An 18,242-nucleotide genomic window follows, 5' to 3' on the forward strand; every position below is an offset into this window, starting at 1 on the left:
GGTTCCGATTCAGTCTCAATGCAAAAGGGATTATTTAAATGCTATTGCTGTCGCGTTGACGGCAGAAAAAGGTGGGCTTACGCCCGGAAACGTCGCGTTACCGCAGAGTTAGTTGCCCTTCGCGGCCTGCTCCGCGCTCTGGGGAACCTTCTTCGGAATCTTCGTCTTCGGATTGCTTCCGACGCTTTGAGTCTTGACGGAGCCGCTGGTCGGGCCTTCGACCTGTGAATTTTTGACGACGACTTCGCCACCGTGGAAGCCACCGTTGACGGCCTCGTAGTCGGTGACGCTCACGTCGCAGTTCTCGACGGTAATGGGAACGTACCAGCCCCAGATTCCGCGCTTGTTCGGTCCGTTCGGGTGGTGGACTGGGGAATCCGTGTTCTCGATGACGGAGTCCTTGACGTAGGAACCCGGCGTGCCGAGTCGAACGTTGGCGATGTCGTTGTTCGCGCAGTAACATTCCTCGACTTTGACCGGGCCGCCCGCGCCCGCACCCTGTGCCGCACCGGGACCACTCGCGTACAGACCGTTGTTTGCGTACTTCTGGATGTTGACGTGGCGGAACGTCAGTTCACCCTCGTGGGGCGTGTTCGCGTTAACCCAGACCGCACCGGGTTCCGCTTCGTTCGCGCTGTTCGTCTCCACGCCGTCGCCCATGTAGACGTTCTCTATGAGACCTTTGCTGCCCGAGGAAACGCTCGGAATCATGCTGAACGAACCGAAATTCTTCGCACTGCAACCGCCCTTGAAGCCGACGTTTCGAATCGTCCAGTCGCTACCTTCCGCCTGTATCATCACCGACGCGCCCGACGCGCTCTGGTCGATGAGTTTGTTCTCGAACGTTTCGCCGGAACCGACGGTGATGTTCTTCGTCTCGCCTGCACCGACAGTAATCGTCTCATACTCGTTTGCCGCAACGCCCTTGCTCGCTACACCGAGTCCGGCAGTGGCGGTTACCGCAGCGCCAGCCGTCTTCAGGAACGAACGTCGATTGAGTTTCTCACTTCTCTTTTGGTCGCGTGCCATTGCAGGTTCAATGCTATCTTACTGATTTAAGTATCCTCTGATTCAGTCTCAATGCTATCTTACGAATTTAAATGTAGTGGCCGATTCCACAGTAGACGCTCGCGACCTGCTCAGGGCGCGATTTCTCGACCACCACCGAGCCATACTAAATAGCAAAACGGGGTTCAAACCTCGAAATCCGCGGAAACGTGCTATTGAATCACACGCAATCGCTGATTCGAATGTTCGGACGAACTTTGCCGGTACGACCGGTCTACACCGGGAGAAACCGGCGCATAACAAAGGACGCAGGAGGATTTCTCGCAGATAGCATGGACTGTCAACTACAGACGCTCCTCGTCGGCATCGACGCCGGGTGTCGCTCCGTCCTCGACCCACTGTTCGAGGACGACGCGCTTCCGCACCTCCAGTCGATTTTCGCCGAGGGGCTGTCAGGGCCACTGGAATCGCAGATTCCGCCGTGGACACCCAGTGCGTGGCCCTCGCTGTACACCGGGGTCAACCCCGGCAAACACGGCGTTTTCGGCTTCCTCGACTTCGACGGCTACGACTGGGACGTCGTGAACGCGAGTCGAGTTCGCGAACACACGCTCTGGGAACTCTTAGACCACCACGACCGTTCGAGCGTCGTCGTCAACGCTCCCGTGACACATCCGCCGCGAGCAATCGACGGGGCGGTTCTCCCGGGCTACACCGCTCCGGAAAATCCTCGCTGTCATCCCGAGGGACTGCTGGAGGACGTGCGAAACGAAATCGGCGGCTATCGGGTGTATGCCCCGCGAAACCTGCCGAAAGACAAATCGGTCGAATGGTACCGGCGTCTCGCGCGCATGCGCGGGGACGCCTTTCGATACCTCACGGACCGCTTCGACCCGGAGTTCGGTTTCGTGCAGTTTCAGAGCACCGACTCCGTCTTTCACGAGTATCCCGGCGAGGAGGACATCGTCCGGGCCGTCTACGAAGCAGTGGACGACCAAATCGGAAAAATTCTCGACGACTGCGACCCGGACACGGTCATCGTCGCCAGCGACCACGGAATCGGCGAATACACCGGCTACGAGTTCCGCGTCAACGATTTCCTCCGCGACGAGGGCTACGTGAAAACGGTTCGCGGCGGCGAGGGGATGCCCTCGTGGTCAACCATCGCGGGCAACCAGTTACAGCAGGGCGAGGAGAGTTCGCCCCGGAAACAGGGAACCGTGGAACGCGGCCTCGCGCTCGCCGCGAAAGTCGGCATCACGAGCCAACGAATCGAAACCGTCCTGTCCCGCGCGGGACTGGACGAGTTCGTCGCAAAACGAGTCCCGGAGGATTTCATCCGGGCCGCAACCGAGCAGGTCGATTTCTCGAACTCCGCCGCATTCATGCGCGACAGAATCGAATGCGGGGTTCGAATCAATCTCGAAGGGCGCGACCCCGACGGCGTCGTCCCACCGGAAAAGTACGACGAGGTTCGTTCCGAACTCGTCGAGAAGTTGGGCGGCGTTAGAACGCCCGACGGTACGCCAGTGTTCGAGACAGTCGCGCCCCGCGAGGCGTTTTTCACCGGGCCGTACAGCGACAAAGCGGTCGACGTGGTTTGTGTCCCTGCCGACTTCGACCAGTTCCTCTCGGCACAACTCCGCGACCAGCAGTTCGGCCCGCCACGCGAACCGTGGAACCACAAACTGAACGGGATTTTCGCGGCGTCGGGCGCAACCATCGATACCGAGGCGTCCCTCGCGGACGCCCATCTGTTCGACGTGGCTCCGACGATTTTGGCGAGCCTCGGCGTCCCCGCGAGCGACCGGATGGACGGGCGCGTCCTCCCCGTCGTGGAATCGGTCGGCGAGCAGAGCTACCCCGCCTACGATGCGGGTGAGACGGTCGAAACCGACGACGAGCGCGTGGAAGCGCGACTCGCAGACCTCGGGTATCTCGAATGAGTGTAACTATCGAAAAAAACGGCATCAGAGTAGAGCGCGCAGACGACGTAGACCGCTGGGACGACTACGTAGAACGGTCGCCACATGGTGACGTGTTCCATCGACTCGACGCGCTCCGAGCGCAGGCGGAGCACACGGGGGCCACGCTTCACCCGCTGGTCGGCTACAAAGGACAGGAGCCGGTCGGTCTGTTTCCGGCCTTTACGATTTCGAAGGGGGGCGTCACGACCGCTTTCTCGCCGCCGCCGAACCTCTGGCTTCCGCACCTCGGCCCGGTGCTGCTGAACATGGAGAAGTTGAAACGACGAAAGGCCGAACGCAGACACCGCCGATTCATCGACGGCTGTCTCGACTGGTTGGACAGCCAGTACAGTCCGAAGTACGTCCACGTCCGAACCGGCGGGCGATACGAGGACATTCGCCCGTTCGAGTGGAACGAGTTCGAGGTGCTTCCGCGACACACCTACGAAGTAGACCTCACTCCGGGCGAGGATGACGTGCTTTCGAGTTTCAGCAGCGACGCCCGGAGCAACACCCGAACCGACGAGAGTCAGTACGAAATCTACGTCGGCGGCGTGGACGCCATCCGACGAATCATCCGGCAGGTCAAAGACCGCCACGACGCGCAGGACGAACCCTACCGCCTCTCTGCAAACTTCGTCGCCGACCTCTACCAGAGTCTTCCCGAGGGTGCGGTTCGGCCCTACGTCTGCGAAGTCGATGGCGAGTTCGCGGGCGGGATGGTCGCGCTGGCGGACGACGAGCGAATCTATCGCTGGCAGGGCGGCGCGAAACACGACCACGACGTGCCCGTCAACGACCTCGTGGACTGGGAAATTATGCGAGATGCGATGGACGAGGGAATCCCGCGCTACGATCTCGTCGGCGCGAACGAGCGCCGACTCTGTGGCTACAAGGCGAAGTTCAACCCCGAACTCGTGCGCTACTACAGTTTGGAGCGCGGAACTCGGATGATGAACCTCCTGACGGACGTGTACAAGCGGTTTAGATAAACTGACAAATTTTTTTGTTCAGCCGTCACTGCGATTGCGTATGGAAAACCCACTCGTGGCGGCAGGCCTCGCACTGATTGCGTGGTCGATTGGCATCTCGTTCGGGCCGGTCGGCGTTTTCGTCGCCGGATTTCTTCTCGTCGCTCTCGGACTGTCATCGGCACAGATCGAGGGAGTATCGTGGGGCGGCTGTCCCACGTGCGGTAAAAGAATCAAGCACGACAGTGGTATCTGTCAGCACTGCGGGACGAAACTTCCAGAAGCATAGCGCGACTTCTCTTAAATAACCAGTCTTCAACGACCGATTACCGGCGCGTAACGAACGATTTTTCGCGGGACGCCGGGCATCCCATCGACCAACCACAGGAAGAAGACGACGGACAGTAGGCCGAGTTCGAGCGCGAGATAGCTCTGGATTTCGGGGTTGTTTAGATAGGTGAGGTAATCACCGAAGTAGCTACGGAACCGAGCCAGAAAGCCGAGACTCGACTGGTCTGGCGGAACCGAAACGACGGGCCACAGCAGGAATCCGGGTGCGGGGTCTTTGCCCACCGCAATCGGGTAGATGATGTCGCCAGCGAGGTGCGAGAGGTAGCCCACCGTAAACGCCACACCGATGTCGGTTCGACGCGCGCGATGGGCCAACACGAGCGCGACCGCCGAAAGCGGGAGCGCGGTCAGCAGTGAATGGGCCAGCGAGTGCCCGCTCGGAAGAATCGAAAGCGTCCACGCGAGCGGTTTGTCAACGAGGTCTGGCAGTTGTGTCGCAAGCCCGAGGACGACGACCGCATCGCTTCGCGGCGGCTTTCCGGTGACGAGTCGCCGTGAAGCCGAGTAGGCCAGATAGCCGAACGCGAGGTGTTCCCACGGCCACATTATTCCGCCTCGGTGGTGGTTTCCGTCTCGTTCATTCCGACGGTTATCCAGATGTAGGCGTGTTCGTCCGCGTTTTCGATGGTCGGATCGGTCGGCGGGTCGCCTTTGTAGAGTAGGTACACCACCCGGAGATTCTCCCCGGCCATCGTCGGCGCGATGTCGTGTTGGGTTCGCCACGATTCGCCCGCGCGAACGCGCTGGTCGAATCGCTCCAAGCCCTCCTCTTCGACGATGCGCGCGCTCCCGTCCGGTCGCTGTTCGACGCGCTGGAGTTCCGCGACGACGGTGTACTTCGTTTGCGCTTCTTCGTGGTTCGTCACCGAGACGTACACCGGTTGCGTCTCACCCGGCGTGAACGATTCCGGATAGTTCTCCGCGACGAACTCGCCGTCGTCGGTTTGTGTGAGTAGGGAAAGCTGGGAGAACTGCTCGCCGTCCTGCGGCGCGACGAACGCGTAGCCAACCGCCGACAATGCGACGACCACCGACAGCGCGAGGACGAGGTTGAGGGCGACATCCGCACCGGTTTCGGCGTCGAAAAGGGCGCTATTGAGTCGAGAAGCGCCGCCGCGAATCGAGATGGAAAACCGGTCGTCAGCGGGGATTGTGAGGCGGCGAATCACCGCGAGAAGCGTCGCACCGAGCGTGAGTGAAACGAGGCCGAAGAGGACAGTGAACAGCGTGAAGGAAAATCCGGCGAGTGTAAGTGCCAGACCGAACAGCGGGAGGAGGCTCAGACTGACGCCGAACGAAAGCGCGAGTCGCTCGCCCACGGTGATTCCACCGCGCCGAAGCCGATTCGGAAGGGAACGGGCCGAACAACGTGACGGCCCGTTCCCGGGAAACAGGAGCGAAACGACGGCGTAGCCCGGCGCGAACAGCGCGACCGGAAGTCCCAGCGCGAGCGCGAGCGGCGTCCCGTGAATTTCGGATTGATAGAGCGGGAATGCGGCCAGCGCGACTGCGATTCCGAGAAACGCGAGGTCGAGGGGAAATTCCAGTACCGGGCGCGCGAGTTTCGCCCACCACGAATCGTTCGCTCCGTGGCTCATGTCGTTCCCAAATGGCAGTCGGTCTTCGCGCGGTGCTGTCCTGTCTTTCGTTCTCCAAACACCATCGAAATCAGTCCGTGACTCGTATATTCCTCGATGGCACTTTGTTATCCTGCGCGTACTCCCACGACGACGGTTCGAACCACCGCTATCGGTTCGATGTTCCGGAGTACCTCGCTTCTTCGGAAATATCCCGCTCTCACCGGGTTACAATCACTCCCTGTGGAGGCGAAGGCGGAACATAACAAAGTACGATACGGCACCATAGTCGCCTGCTTGCCTGCCGAAGGTCGAGTCGAACGATGGTGATTTACTCTGAATTGGACACGCTCCGCCGACGATTTCGAGGCACAGGTTCCCGACGACGAAGTCATGTTCGCCATAGACGAAGACGAGAATGGGGATGAACTCGCCGTCATCGCGGACGTGACGCGTGACGAAGCGTGGATTTCGATGCCAGCCTCGGAATCGCAGGTCATCTCGCAGTGGCGCTAACTCCGAACTACTTTTTACCGCGCTGTCCGCAGAGGGTGCACGATGAATCTCACACTGACGGTGCTCGCACTGCTGACCGGCGTCATAACCGGAGGACTGTTTCACTCCCTCGGCGTGCCGATTCCCGCCCCGCCGAAACTCCCCGGCATCATGGGTATTATCGGCATCTACCTCGGATACCTCATTGTCGAAACGATGGGCTGGACGGTCAATTTGCTCACCAAACTCGGAATCTCGGGCTAACGACTACGACGTGGTTCGTGAGTTTTTATTTCAGAGTTTTCTGTCGTTAAAAGAACTGATACTAGAACGGGAGCTGTCGCTAAGGTTATAAATCCAGATTCCAAGCCACGCCCTCGCTCATACGGTCACTCGTGGCTTTGCCACTCGTTCCCACCGGGAGAGCGAAGCTCTTCCGTGCTCTCGCTCGCTCCACCGTCGCTCACGAGAATTCCTGCGCTCGCCCGTTGCCACCGGAAGAACTTCGCTCTTCCGAGCCATCAAAATCGCTCCGCGATTTTGAGACACCAGGCCGCGAGTGGCCGGGCGCGCCATCGCGCCCGGCCAAGCCTACTTTGACCGGCCGTTCTTCCAAGGGTGGATACGGGCGAACGAGGAATGAGCGACTGGAAGGAGCGAGTGACGAGTGAGGGCGTGTGCGGAGCCGTGACTTCTTCGGTAGTCATCCTAACCAAAATTCCTCGCCTGTAATCCTGCCAAATCTCGCAAATGTGAAGTCGGTAGTTGCGGTCAACCTCCGTCAGAAACACCAAAACCCAAAAACACCGAAAAAGTCGAACTCAGTAGCTTCGAATCTTCGGTTCGTACTCTCCATCCTCGCCTTCGAGGATGGTTGGCTTGAACCAGAGTTCCGGCGTGCCGTTGTTCCACGAGAGAAGCGTGTGTTTCAGCCACACGTCGTCTCTGCGCTCCTGATTCTCCTGTCGCCAGTGGGCACCACGGAACTCGTCACGAACCAGCGCGCCGAGCGTGATGGCCTCTGCGAGGTCGATGAGGTTGCGCATCTCGATGGTGTGGATGAGGTCGGTGTTGAACGTCCGCGACGGGTCGTTGACATAGACGTTCTCGAACTCCTCACGCACTTCGCGGATGTCGCGCAGAGCCTGTTTGAGGCCCTCCTCGTTCCGGAAGACGTTGACGTTCTGTGTCATCGACTTCTGGAGTTTGGCGCGGAGTTCAGCCTGCTGGACGCCCTCGTCCTTCTCGATGAGGTTCTCGACGCGGGAGCGCTCGGCTTCGAGCGCGGTTTCGACGGTCTGGGATGGCTTCGCCATCGTGGCCCCACCGTCTGCCACTGCATCCTCCGGCGTACCAACCGCACCGGGTTCGACGGGCGTATCGAGGTCGCCCATTTCGCTGTCGTCGGTCTTGCCGGTCGTGATTTCCGGTTCGCCGAGGTCTGTACCTGCGGCGTGGCGACCCGCGCGGGCACCGAAGACGATGAGTTCGGGCAGGGCGTTTCCGCCGAGTCGGTTCGCACCGTGAACCGACACACAAGCACATTCGCCTGCGGCGTACAGTCCCGAGATACAGGTTTCGCCGTGTTCGTCCGTTTCGATGCCACCCATGGCGTAGTGCTGGCCGGGTTTGACAGGCATCGGTTCTTCGAGCGCGTTGACGCCCTCGAAGTCCTCTGCAAGGTGGAGGATGTTTTCGAGGCGGTCGATGATGCGCTCCTCGCCGAGGTGGCGCATGTCGAGGTGGACGTACTCGTCGTTGATGCCGCGCCCGTTGTTCACTTCGGTCAGTTCGGCACGGGCGACAACGTCACGGGATGCGAGTTCCCCTTCGTTGTTCGCGTAGCCGTGTTCGAACATGAACCGTTCTCCCTCGCTGTTGTAGAGGATACCACCCTCACCACGCACACCTTCGGAAATCAGCACCCCAGTCGAAGGAAGCGTCGTTGGATGGAACTGGATGAACTCCATGTCCTCCAGCGGGACGCCAGCGCGGTAGGCCATCGCGGCCCCGTCGCCAGTGTTTGCCACTGCGTTGGTCGTGTGGTCGAAAACCTGCCCGAGGCCTCCGGTCGTCAGGATGACGCCGTTTTTGGCCGTGAAGCCCTGTACCTCACCCGACTTGATGTCGTAGGCAACGACGCCGTGACAGTCGCGCTCGCTCGGGTCTTCTTCGTTCGTGACGGCAAGCCGGGTGACGTACCACTCGTCGTACACCTGAATGCCTCGTTTGACGACCTGCTCGTACATCGTGTGGAGCAGGTGGTGTCCCGTCTCCGCCCCCGCGTAGGTCGTTCGCGGGAACGAGAGGCCGCCGAACGGTCGCTGGGAGACGCTTCCGTCCTCTTCGCGCGAGAACGCCATTCCCCAGTGTTCGAGTTGGATGGTTTCTTTTGGACTGTCCTGACACAGCGTTTCGATTGCTGGGGCGTCACCGAGATAGTCAGACCCCTTCATCGTGTCGTAGGCGTGGTCTTCCCACGAGTCGCCGTCTCGAATCGCCGCGTTGATACCGCCTTCCGCCGCGCCGGTGTGACTTCGCACGGGGTGAAGCTTCGTGACGAGGGCAACGTCCGCGCCCTCCTCGTGGGCCGCGATGGCCGCGCGAAGTCCCGCACCGCCCGCACCGACGACGATTACGTCGTGTTCGTACATTGTTGCTAAATTAGGCTTACCAGAACTTGAGGTTGTTCTTCACTGCCGAGCGTTTGAGTTCCTGAATGTGCTGGGTCAGCGGGATGTCTTTCGGACAGACGTTCGTGCAAGAAAACTGCGTCTGACAGCGCCAGACGCCGTGTTCTTGGTCGAGAATCGCAAAGCGGTGTTCGCGCATGTCCTCGCCTTCGCGCTCGTCCATGGCGAACCGGAACGCCTTGTTCAGCGCCGCCGGGCCAAGATATTCGTTGTCCCCCGCCGCGATGTTACACGAAGACATACACGCGCCACACCAGATACAGCGTGTGGACATCTTCACTTTCTCGCGGTTTTCGCGCGTCTGATGCTGTTCTTGGAGTTCGTCGCTCGGAGCTTCGTTCGTCTGGAAGTACGGCTCGACCGCATGCATCTGGTCGTAGAAGTGCTCCATGTCTACGACGAGGTCTTTCACGACCTCGGCGTGCGGGAGCGGTTCCACGCGAACCGGCTCTTCCAGGTCGGAAATCTGGGTCTTGCAACCCAGTCGCTGGGTGCCGTTGATGAACAGCGCGTCACTGCCACAGATGGCCTGTCGGCACGAGTGGCGGAACGTCAGCGTCGTGTCAAATCGGTCACGGGCCAGCATTAGCGCGTCCAAGACGGTCATTCCCTTCGTGAACGGGACATGGAAGTCGTCGAATCGGGGTTCCATCTTCCCCTCGATTTCGGGGTCGTAGCGGAACACTTTGAGGTGAATCGACTCTTCTTCCGTCTCGGTCGTCTCCTGCGCCTCGGTTGATTCCTGCTGTCGGGCACGTTTTTCGGCCCGTCTTCGGTCACCGGGGGTTTCTATGCGCTCCGTATCGGAGTCGGCCTCTGCTTCGGATTCGGCTTTTTCTGGTACTTGCGTACTCATTTAAATCATCCCGTTCATGACGAGTGCGACGTAAGTTCCCTGTCCCGCGAGGAGGACGCCAGCGACGACCAGCACCCACTTCACGGCGGTCTGCTGACTGCCGGACAGTCCTTGGTTCACGAGGGCCGCGTAGACGCCGTTCACGCCGTGGAACGTCGCCGTGATGAGGAACAGCGTCATCGTGAGGAAGTAGCCCCAGTCGGACATCCGTCCCTGCGTACCCGCGAACGTAACCTCTGCTGGATGGTGAACGAAGTGGAGCAGGAAGAAGTGGAACGCCAGCACCACGACGAGGAACGCCGCCGTGACGCGCTGGAGGAACCACGTCATGCTCCCGCTCTGGAACGACGAATATCGTTCCGCCATTAGAACACGCCCTCCATGAAGGTCGGCACGCTCGCTAGCACGATGACTGCGGTCACCACGAGTGAAGCGTAGAAGCTCTTGTCTTGCGATTCGAGTCCCATGCCGAGGTCGACGAAGAGGAGTCTGACGCCGTTCAGAATATGGAACACGGCAACGGCGAGCAGTCCGACTTCACCGATTCGGACGAGGAACAGTTCTTCGAGACCTTGAATCGTCGCGGTGTAGGTTTCTGGACCCGCAGTGGACGTGCTTAGCACGGCGATATGCGTAAACAGGTAGCCGATAAGCACCCACCCGGTAAATTTGTGGAAAATCCAGGCCCACATCCCGGCCGAAAATTCCCGCCATCGGCCGAAGTCCTCGACGAGGCCCCGGTTGTACGATTGACTCATTCCAGTCGGATGGTCGGTACCGGGGGCAAATAGAAGTTACTACCTGCCGCCGTTCTCGCCGGTATATTGAAAGATTCGAAAACTGCTCCGGACTGCTTCGACTGCAGACCCAATTCTCGTGTTCTCCCGACTCTTGGCGCTTCAGTCGCCGACAACCAATCGGACTGCCTTCTCTGCAGTCCGAAGGTGATATTATATTGCCACATAAGCGAACGTCGTCGGATCCGAATACAGGAGAGTTGCCCGTTCGAAACCAATTTTAAGCGGATTACTATTCGGCAATATAGAACCAACCGAGAATCCCAATCCGGCTGAGCGAGTACGCGCCAGCATACAGCACGCTCGACGGCGGTTGGTAGAGGAGCAGAAGTAGGAACGTTCCGAACGTGAACGAAAAGCCGATTGTTCTGGCAAGGGCCGAATTAGCCATCGTTTCGCCGACGGTGTCCCATCTCTGCATGAAATAAGCAACACCGCCACCGAGGAACAGACCCATCGAGAGTCCGGCATACGCAACGTATTGCGGAGACGGGATTCCGGTGCGGAAAAGCCGTGTGACGCTCTCTAAGTCGCCCAGAAGATAGATTAGTAGAGCGAAGACAATGAGAATCCCGCCCAACTCGATGAGATTTACGACGAACGAAGGAGCTTCCGTCAAATCGAATTCGGCGTCCGGAAAACGACCGATTGCCCAAAAGAAGAGGCCACCGAGAATCACGGTTCCGCCGCCGAGTCCGACACTGACGACATCGTCAGACATCACGCCGAGCGCGAGCAGGAGAATGCCGAGTGGAACCAGCGAAGCCGACAGAAACCGTCCGAGTCGTTCTCTGTTCACACTGTTCCGAAAGAAGACATATCGTAAATATATCCGGTTACAATCGCCCTTCTCGTTTTGTTTCCCTTTACTGCTCCACCGATTCCGGCGTTCCGACGTAGCCCGGCGGTTGCACGTCAGCCTCGGATTCTGCGTGCGCGCGATCGCGTTTGAGCGCCCGGCGGGTGTCGGCGTTCAGTTCCACGATGTGACACAGCGGATTGCCGGGGTAGACCACGGGATTTTCGAGGACACCCACGAGCAGACCGGTGAAGGGAGCTTCGACGTGTTCGTTTTCGGTTTTGAACGGGTTCGTGATGGTACAGATGGGTGTTCCCTCGTAGACGAGCGACCCCCTGTCGTAGTGCATCTCGACCAGTCCGCCCGCGTCCGCGCGGAGCCACGTCTTTTCCTTCTCGTCGTCGATGACGGTTCGCCAACCGGGCCATTTCACCGGGTCGTCTGGGTGGATGTTGTACTCCGCGAAGACGCTCATCACGCCTTCGAGCGCGCGGTCGATGAAATGGCGTTGGAAGCGGTGGGCTTCGCCCATCTCGATGGTGATGGTCGGCGCACCGCCCTCCGAAACTTCTCGGCGAAGCGTTCCGGACGGGCCGGTGGAGGAGATGATGACGTTCGAACCGAACGCTCGTGCGAGGCGGGCGGCCTCCGGGTCTTGCATGTCCGCCCGAACGTGGAGCATGTTCGTTCGTCCGCGCGTAGACGTGTGGAAGTCGATACCGAGGTCACACGGTTCGAGGAAGTTGCGATAAATCTGGTCGGCCATCCGCTTCGCGCTGGTGGAGTCCTCGCGCCCCGGGAACGAGCGATTCAGGTCGCGGTCGTAAATCGGGAGGTATCGCTGTTGGGCGAGAAATCCGGGGACGTTCAACACGGGGAGACAGACGATAGTTCCGTGCAGGTCGTCGTGATTCCAGTCGTGGGCGACTTCGCGGACGACTTCGATGCCGTTGAGTTCGTCGCCGTGGGCCGCCGCCGAGAGAAAAATCGTCGGGCCGGGATGTTCACCGTTGATGATGGTTACGGGAATGCGTACCGGGTCGCCGAGATACGTCTCACTAATTCCGTACCGGATATTTTGCGTCTCGCCCGGCTCTACGATACCGCCATTGTACGTAAACGGTTCAGCCTCGTCCCCAGTCATGTACAGCACTCGGGGGTCACCGTATAAAAACATACTACAACACATGTCCATTGCCGAAACTATTATTGTGGGGTTAGTTGGCACTTCAAATCGACTGGGAACGATTTAAGACGGGACCCCCGAAATGTACTATCCATGCCTGCCGACGGCTCACCTGTTCGCGTTGGGGTACTTAGTCTACACAACAGCAAGGAAACGAAAGCAATCTGCAACGCTGTCGAAGATCTCGGTCACAAGCCGGAGTGGCTTCGACACGAAAATACGGCGGTGGACATCAACGACGGAGCGGTCACGCTCGAACCCGATATAGACATCGTTGCCAACCGTCTTCTCCTCTCGAACACCGAACAGCCATCAGAGGCTCTCGGGTTAGCGAATATCTACGACTCTCTCGTCCCGGTTCTCAATCGCCCGTGTGCAGTCATGACGGCGATTCACAAGTTCTCGACTGCCTCGCGGCTCGCCGACGCCGGTATCGCCGTTCCGGACGCACTTCTCGCGCTCGACACCGACCGACTGAACAACGGTCGCCCGGATTTCGGCGACGAGGCGGTGTACAAAACCGCAATCGGAACCCACGGGGGCGGAACGTGGAAGGTCGGTGCGGACGAGATGGTCAATCCACGAGTCGGAGAACGACAAGCGTTCTTGCAGAAACTCATCGAGCGAGACGGGGAGCGACACCGCGACCTCCGCGTCTACGTCGTCGGTGACCAAATCATCGGGGCGATGAACCGCTACGCGCCGGAAAACGACTGGCGAACGAACGTCGCGCTCGGCGGCGACGTGGAGGACATGACCCACGAACTGCCGGACGAAGTCGTCGATATTGCTCGCCGAGCGACCGACGTCATCGGACTCGACTACGCCGGCGTTGACCTCATCGAAGGCAGCGCCGGCTGGTACGTCCTCGAAGTGAACCCGACGGCGGGCTTCAAGGGACTGTACAAAGCCACTGGCCGAAGCGCGGCACCGTACATCGCGAAGGCCGCTATCGAAGCCGCAGGCGGCGAAGTCGACGACGACCGGGTCAACGAACTGTCCGCCACACTGGACGATTCGGTTCCCTCGTGCAAGCCCGTCAGCACTAGTCCCGACCCGACGGAAACCATCGTCATCGGCTACACCGAGGACGTGCTGGTGAGCGGAACCAGCGGTTCCGAAACCGTTCTCGCAAAATCCGACACGGGCGCAACCCGGACGAGCATCGACACGAAGCTCGCGGCCCAAATCGGCGCAGGGCCAATCAAGAGCATGACACGAGTCAAATCCGGAAGCCGAAAATCCAGCAAGTCGCGCCCCGTCGTGGACGTCGTCGTCGGCGTCGGCGGCAACCGCCACACGGTCACCGCGAGTATCGAAGACCGGAGCCACATGGACTACCCAGTGCTGCTGGGCCGCGACATCCTGAAACATTATCAGGTGGACGTGCGCCGCCGCGTGGACGGCGACGACGAAGTCGAGATGGAAGAGGAAGAAGAAGAGCGATTGGAGTAACGAGCGACAGAAGACGAACTAGTCGGAATGGGTAGCGGATAGGCAAAGAAGGATAGAAACACCTTTTCTCGACTCGTCCCTACCGACTGTCGAACGCGACGAGTGACACCTATCCATGAACGACGATGCCCTCTCCACGCTCCGAACTGACCCGGTGATGGCCAGCCTGCTCGACAGACACGACCCGCACACAGAGCGCAGTTGGAGCGAGTTCGAACGACTCTGTATTTCGATTATCAACCAGCAGCTCTCGACGGCGAGCGCGAAAGCCGTGAAAGAACGGGTGTTCGACGTACTCGACCACGAAGTGACGCCCGAAACCGTGCTGGCCGCGAGCGAGGAAAAACTTCGGGATGCGGGTCTCTCGCGCACGAAAGTCGAATACATCAAAAACTCGGCCCGCGCCTTCCAGCGCGACGACTACACGAAATCCGGATTGGCCGACTGCTCAGACGAGGAGGTCATTTCCCGACTCACCGAAATCAAGGGCGTTGGCGACTGGACTGCCCGGATGTATCTCCTGTTCGTCCTCGAACGCGAGGACGTGCTTCCCCTCGGCGACCTCGCCGTCCGGCGCGGTATCGAACAACTGTACGGCGACGGCGAGGAGATGACTCGCGCGGAAATGCGCGAAATCGCGGAGGCGTGGCGACCGTATCGGTCGCTGGCGACGCGATACATCTGGGCGGAGTACGAGACGGACTGAGCTAGAATCGGGACAAAAATCAGCGGTTCCCGCCCGCGAGCTTTTCGGCATCTGGAAGTACTCGAAGTCGGAGCATCGCCAGCGTTCCGAGCGTGGGGCCGATTGCGAGCGACGCAAAGGCCCACCGCCAGCCGACGAAGGAGGCGACGAGTGGAATCGATTGAATCGAGACAGTCGTGAGCAAAAATCCGATTGCAGTTTGGAGAGTCAGCGCGGTTCCGACGTAACTTGGTTCGGCTAACTCCGTGATGCAGGTCGAAAACTGGGCCGAATCCGCGACGATGGCAAATCCCCAGACGAGGAGAAACGGAACTATTACGAAAAGGGACGACCCGAAAACGACTCCCGCCGAAATGCACGCGAAACCGCTGACCGCCATACTCGCGCTCGTGACCGCCGTGCGCCCGAGTCGGTCGGCGAGGACGCCAGCAGCCATCGCGCCGACCCCGCCGATTGCGATGGTGCAAAACGCGAGAATGGAGGTGAGTTCCGACGAGACTGCGGTTCCGTTCACTGCAAAGCTGGCGAGGAGGTACGTCGGAATCCACGTCCAGACGGCGTACAACTCCCACATGTGGCCGAAGTAGCCGCCATTCGCCAGCAACGACGCGCGGTCGGCCAGCAGTCGCCTGACGGCACGGGGGTCGAACGGAGCAGTCGGCGACTGATACGGACCGTCGCCGACCAGCAAGACGAGCAATCCGCCAAGCACTGCGAGTCCCGCCGACCCATACAGCACGACTGCTGGTTGGCCGACACCGCCGATTCCTCGAATCAGGTGTGGAAGCGCGGAACCGACCGTCAGCGCACCGACGAGAACGCCGATTGCGAACCCGCGATTCGTCCGGAACCACCCGGACATCATTTTCATTCCCGGTGGGTAGACACCCGCCAGCGCCATTCCAGTCACGAACCGGAGTGCGATTGCTGGAATGGGTGTTGTGACGACTCCGGCGATAGTAGCGGTCGCACCCGCGCCCAGCATTGCCGACCCGGCAACGAGATACCGTGGCCGGACGAGGTCGGGAAGCGTCAGCACGGCGGAAAGAAGTGCACCGACGACGAATCCCAATTGAACCGCGATGGTCAACCACGCGGTTTCGGTCGGCGTGAGATTCCACGCCATCGCAAGTTCCGGCGCGGATGCCGTCACGCTGAACCAGAGCGACATCACGAGCAGTTCGGCGACTGCGATTAGCAGGAGGGCGCGCCACTTCTGTGTTGTAACGGGCCGTTTTGCTGTCATTGGGTTCTCTTCTGTGTGCATTGGTCACATTTCTGGGAATGTAGCGATAATGTGTTCCGAAACAAGATGTTCATAGTAGCATTGGAACAGTCATTCTCACTTTCACCACTACATCGAAACGGCTCGGTCGTAAGTAGTTGATTCCCCTTTGTCCACTACGATTTGGAACCGATACCGACAACTCCGGGGAAGAACAGACGAACAGCGACAGTTGTTACTAAGACTGCGACCAGTGCCGTCGTCACGATTGTCCAGGTTTCCGTAAGGGAGGTCCAGAAGAGATAGAAGGAGACGATAAACGAGGTCGTTATGAGAATCAAATCCTTCGATTCGGTCCCACCTTTGAGTTCCTCACCTGTCACTAGTCGGATAACAACGACAACAATGGACATAGCGATAGCTGTGGCAATCACTATTCCAATATAATTCATCAGTTGTGGTTCAAAATCGGGAGTGTACTGGATAATCAAACTCCAGCCAAGAAGACTAAAGAAGAGCCATATCGCTGTTCGGCCGAATTCTTCCCGTACAACTCTCTCTGTATTTTGTGCCATACTGTGTCTTTTGGACAGATGCGAAGGATGTGAATAAAAGTTTTGTACAGGGTTACTAGTTCAGACGCACGCAATCGATTCAACCGAACAAAAGAGTTGATTACCCGAGTGACCGGTTAGTTGTCGATGTCCGTCTCGACTGCCGCGCGGGTGTCGAGGTGACCCTTGCCGCTGTAGGTCGGTTGGCCGACATCCTCGGCGGTCGCTTCGAGGTGGTCGCGGAGTTGGGCCGGTGTCGCGTCGGGATTGACGCTCTTGACGAGTGCGGCGGTTGCTGAAACCTGCGGTGCGGCCATACTGGTTCCTGCTTTCCACCCGTGGGCTGGAACCATTCCGTCGTCGCCCCACTCAAAAATCGTGCTGAGAACCATGTCGTACTGCCAATTTTCACCCTCTGGTTCGGACGGGATGGCGTTGCCGCCGGGCGCGCTGATGTCGATAGCCTCCTCGCCGTAGTTCGTGTAGGGTGCTGGCGTCGTCGTCGGTTCGTCGATGTGGTTGAACGCGGCGTGGTAGTTCCGAATCCGTCGCCCGTTACCGGGGTCGTTCCAGCGGTAACCGATTGGGCCGGTTGCGCTGATGCTCATGACGTTGTCCGCCTCGTTCGGCAAGCTAATCACGTCGCCGTCGGTGTCGAGGTTGATGCCGTCGTTGCCTGCCGCCGCGACCATGAGCGTCCCCTGTTCGTTCGCGTAGTCCGTCGCGCGTTCGATGGACTCTCGAAGCAGTTCGGTGTCTGCGTTGTCTGGCAGTGGGTACGCACCGAGACTCATGTTGGCCACGTCGGATTCGATGTCGGCGCTGAACACCATCGCCGCGATGATGTCGCCGAAGGTGGCGAACGGACCGGTAAAGACCCGAAGCGCGACGAGGTCGGTTCCGGGTGCGGTGCCGAAGATTCCGCTCCCGTTGGTGTCGTCTCCTGCGATGATTCCGGAGACGTGGGTACCGTGGTCGCTGATAATCGGGTTGTAGTCGCCGCCGTCACCCGTGAAGTTCTTCGAGAGGTCGGTGTTGAGAACCCCAGCGAGGTCTGGATGCGTTTCCAAGGCACCGGAGTCGATGACTGACACACGGGTTCCCTCACCGCGCGTGGTACCGTGAATGCCTGAAATTCCCTGCGCCTGTTTGTCCCACTGGAGTTGCGATAGTTTGTGCGGGCCGGGTTCGTCGCCATCCCCGTTGTCTTCTATCTCGGCCTGATTGAGTTCCATCTCGACGTCTGTCGAGTAACGCGTGCCCTGTACCTGACTCTCATCGCCCTCGACAACCGCGATGCCGAATTGGTCGAGTCGATGAACCACGGTGAGCCCCGAAAGCACGTCTTCCGACGCGCTTTCTAAGTCGACGATATACCTGTCTTCGGACGAACTCGCTGAAACCGACTGCGTCGTCAGTGCGAGACCGCTCAGTGCCACCCCTGCAGATTTCAAGAAAGAACGTCGTGTGGTATCTTTTGACATTCACTTGCAGATTTGTCCGACCGTATATCAGTTTTAACATGTTGAATAATTAATATAAAATAACGTTTGGAGGAGTTTATAACGAAATAGTCATAATTTCATTGGAATATTCGTCTTA

At 59.3% G+C, this 18,242-nt stretch carries 20 protein-coding genes; 7 read left to right on the forward strand and 13 right to left on the reverse strand.

The genetic code is table 11. From position 1 onward, the window contains the following. Positions 1 to 108: 108 nt before the first annotated feature. Positions 109 to 1,029, reverse strand: coding sequence for a twin-arginine translocation signal domain-containing protein (locus BW974_RS08620; protein WP_076429736.1), 921 nt, complete (start codon positions 1,027 to 1,029; stop codon positions 109 to 111). Between the two features lie 311 nt (positions 1,030 to 1,340). On the opposite strand from BW974_RS08620, the gene BW974_RS08625 reads away from it, so the two are divergent. The 3 genes from BW974_RS08625 to BW974_RS08635 are packed head-to-tail and all read left to right on the forward strand — an operon-like array spanning position 1,341 to position 4,235. Continuing rightward, positions 1,341 to 2,954, forward strand: coding sequence for an alkaline phosphatase family protein (locus BW974_RS08625; RefSeq protein ID WP_076429737.1), 1,614 nt, complete (start codon positions 1,341 to 1,343; stop codon positions 2,952 to 2,954). Continuing rightward, positions 2,951 to 3,967 carry a lipid II:glycine glycyltransferase FemX gene (locus BW974_RS08630; RefSeq protein WP_076429738.1) on the forward strand — a complete coding sequence of 339 codons (1,017 nt, stop codon included), beginning with the start codon at positions 2,951 to 2,953 and terminating at the stop codon, positions 3,965 to 3,967. Before BW974_RS08625 ends, BW974_RS08630 begins: the two co-directional genes overlap by 4 nt. A 40-nt stretch (positions 3,968 to 4,007) precedes the next feature. Further along, positions 4,008 to 4,235 (forward strand): zinc ribbon domain-containing protein, encoded by a 228-nt coding sequence (locus BW974_RS08635; RefSeq protein ID WP_076429739.1) that lies wholly within the window; start codon positions 4,008 to 4,010, stop codon positions 4,233 to 4,235. Between the two features lie 26 nt (positions 4,236 to 4,261). On the opposite strand, the gene BW974_RS08640 is transcribed toward BW974_RS08635, so the two are convergent. Both BW974_RS08640 and BW974_RS08645 read right to left on the reverse strand, forming a co-directional pair. After that, positions 4,262 to 4,843 (reverse strand): metal-dependent hydrolase, encoded by a 582-nt coding sequence (locus BW974_RS08640; RefSeq protein WP_076429740.1) that lies wholly within the window; start codon positions 4,841 to 4,843, stop codon positions 4,262 to 4,264. Continuing rightward, a complete protein-coding gene (locus BW974_RS08645) occupies positions 4,843 to 5,895 on the reverse strand; it encodes a DUF1616 domain-containing protein (protein ID WP_076429741.1) in 1,053 nt (350 codons plus the stop codon). The genes BW974_RS08640 and BW974_RS08645 overlap by 1 nt, the downstream gene beginning before the upstream one ends. A 315-nt stretch (positions 5,896 to 6,210) precedes the next feature. Here BW974_RS08645 and BW974_RS26950 point away from each other — a divergent pair, with 315 nt between their 5' ends. Continuing rightward, positions 6,211 to 6,390, forward strand: a complete 180-nt coding sequence (locus tag BW974_RS26950) for a DUF7556 family protein (protein WP_449267254.1) — start codon at positions 6,211 to 6,213, stop codon at positions 6,388 to 6,390. A 42-nt stretch (positions 6,391 to 6,432) separates the two neighbouring features. Beyond that, positions 6,433 to 6,633: a XapX domain-containing protein gene (locus BW974_RS08650; RefSeq protein WP_076429742.1), complete on the forward strand. Its 201-nt coding sequence runs from the start codon at positions 6,433 to 6,435 to the stop codon at positions 6,631 to 6,633. Positions 6,634 to 6,890: 257 nt separating this feature from the next. Here BW974_RS08650 and BW974_RS24615 read toward each other — a convergent pair whose 3' ends face one another. From BW974_RS24615 to BW974_RS08680, 7 genes are all read right to left on the reverse strand, one after another. After that, on the reverse strand, positions 6,891 to 7,076 hold the full coding sequence (locus BW974_RS24615) for a hypothetical protein (RefSeq protein WP_139328842.1): 186 nt from the start codon (positions 7,074 to 7,076) through the stop codon (positions 6,891 to 6,893). 114 nt (positions 7,077 to 7,190) lie between these two features. Continuing rightward, positions 7,191 to 9,023: an FAD-binding protein gene (locus tag BW974_RS08655; protein WP_076429743.1), complete on the reverse strand. Its 1,833-nt coding sequence runs from the start codon at positions 9,021 to 9,023 to the stop codon at positions 7,191 to 7,193. Positions 9,024 to 9,039: 16 nt separating this feature from the next. After that, entirely contained in the window at positions 9,040 to 9,918 is an 879-nt protein-coding gene (locus BW974_RS08660; protein WP_076429744.1) for a succinate dehydrogenase/fumarate reductase iron-sulfur subunit, read from the reverse strand. Further along, the gene (locus BW974_RS08665) at positions 9,919 to 10,284 is read right to left on the reverse strand and encodes a succinate dehydrogenase hydrophobic membrane anchor subunit (RefSeq protein ID WP_076429745.1); all 366 of its coding nucleotides are present in this window, start codon (positions 10,282 to 10,284) and stop codon (positions 9,919 to 9,921) included. After that, positions 10,284 to 10,676, reverse strand: a complete 393-nt coding sequence (sdhC, locus tag BW974_RS08670) for a succinate dehydrogenase, cytochrome b556 subunit (protein ID WP_076429746.1) — start codon at positions 10,674 to 10,676, stop codon at positions 10,284 to 10,286. Before sdhC ends, BW974_RS08665 begins: the two co-directional genes overlap by 1 nt. Positions 10,677 to 10,947: 271 nt before the next feature. Beyond that, entirely contained in the window at positions 10,948 to 11,514 is a 567-nt protein-coding gene (locus BW974_RS08675; RefSeq protein ID WP_076429747.1) for a DUF8100 family protein, read from the reverse strand. A gap of 67 nt (positions 11,515 to 11,581) precedes the next feature. Then, a complete protein-coding gene (locus BW974_RS08680) occupies positions 11,582 to 12,658 on the reverse strand; it encodes a succinylglutamate desuccinylase/aspartoacylase family protein (RefSeq protein ID WP_076429748.1) in 1,077 nt (358 codons plus the stop codon). A gap of 135 nt (positions 12,659 to 12,793) precedes the next feature. Between BW974_RS08680 and BW974_RS08685 the strand changes: the two genes are divergently transcribed. Further along, positions 12,794 to 14,155 (forward strand): ATP-grasp domain-containing protein, encoded by a 1,362-nt coding sequence (locus tag BW974_RS08685; RefSeq protein WP_076429749.1) that lies wholly within the window; start codon positions 12,794 to 12,796, stop codon positions 14,153 to 14,155. Positions 14,156 to 14,270: 115 nt separating this feature from the next. Continuing rightward, the gene (locus BW974_RS08690; protein ID WP_076429750.1) at positions 14,271 to 14,861 is read left to right on the forward strand and encodes a DNA-3-methyladenine glycosylase family protein; all 591 of its coding nucleotides are present in this window, start codon (positions 14,271 to 14,273) and stop codon (positions 14,859 to 14,861) included. Positions 14,862 to 14,880: 19 nt separating this feature from the next. Here BW974_RS08690 and BW974_RS08695 read toward each other — a convergent pair whose 3' ends face one another. From BW974_RS08695 to BW974_RS08705, 3 genes are all read right to left on the reverse strand, one after another. After that, positions 14,881 to 16,128 carry an MFS transporter gene (locus BW974_RS08695; RefSeq protein WP_076429751.1) on the reverse strand — a complete coding sequence of 416 codons (1,248 nt, stop codon included), beginning with the start codon at positions 16,126 to 16,128 and terminating at the stop codon, positions 14,881 to 14,883. A gap of 134 nt (positions 16,129 to 16,262) precedes the next feature. Next, positions 16,263 to 16,661 (reverse strand): hypothetical protein, encoded by a 399-nt coding sequence (locus BW974_RS08700; RefSeq protein WP_076429752.1) that lies wholly within the window; start codon positions 16,659 to 16,661, stop codon positions 16,263 to 16,265. 116 nt (positions 16,662 to 16,777) lie between these two features. Continuing rightward, positions 16,778 to 18,094 carry a S8 family peptidase gene (locus BW974_RS08705; RefSeq protein WP_245799969.1) on the reverse strand — a complete coding sequence of 439 codons (1,317 nt, stop codon included), beginning with the start codon at positions 18,092 to 18,094 and terminating at the stop codon, positions 16,778 to 16,780. Positions 18,095 to 18,242 lie beyond the last annotated feature (148 nt).

This window comes from Haladaptatus litoreus, from assembly GCF_900156425.1.
Taxonomy (GTDB): domain Archaea; phylum Halobacteriota; class Halobacteria; order Halobacteriales; family Haladaptataceae; genus Haladaptatus; species Haladaptatus litoreus.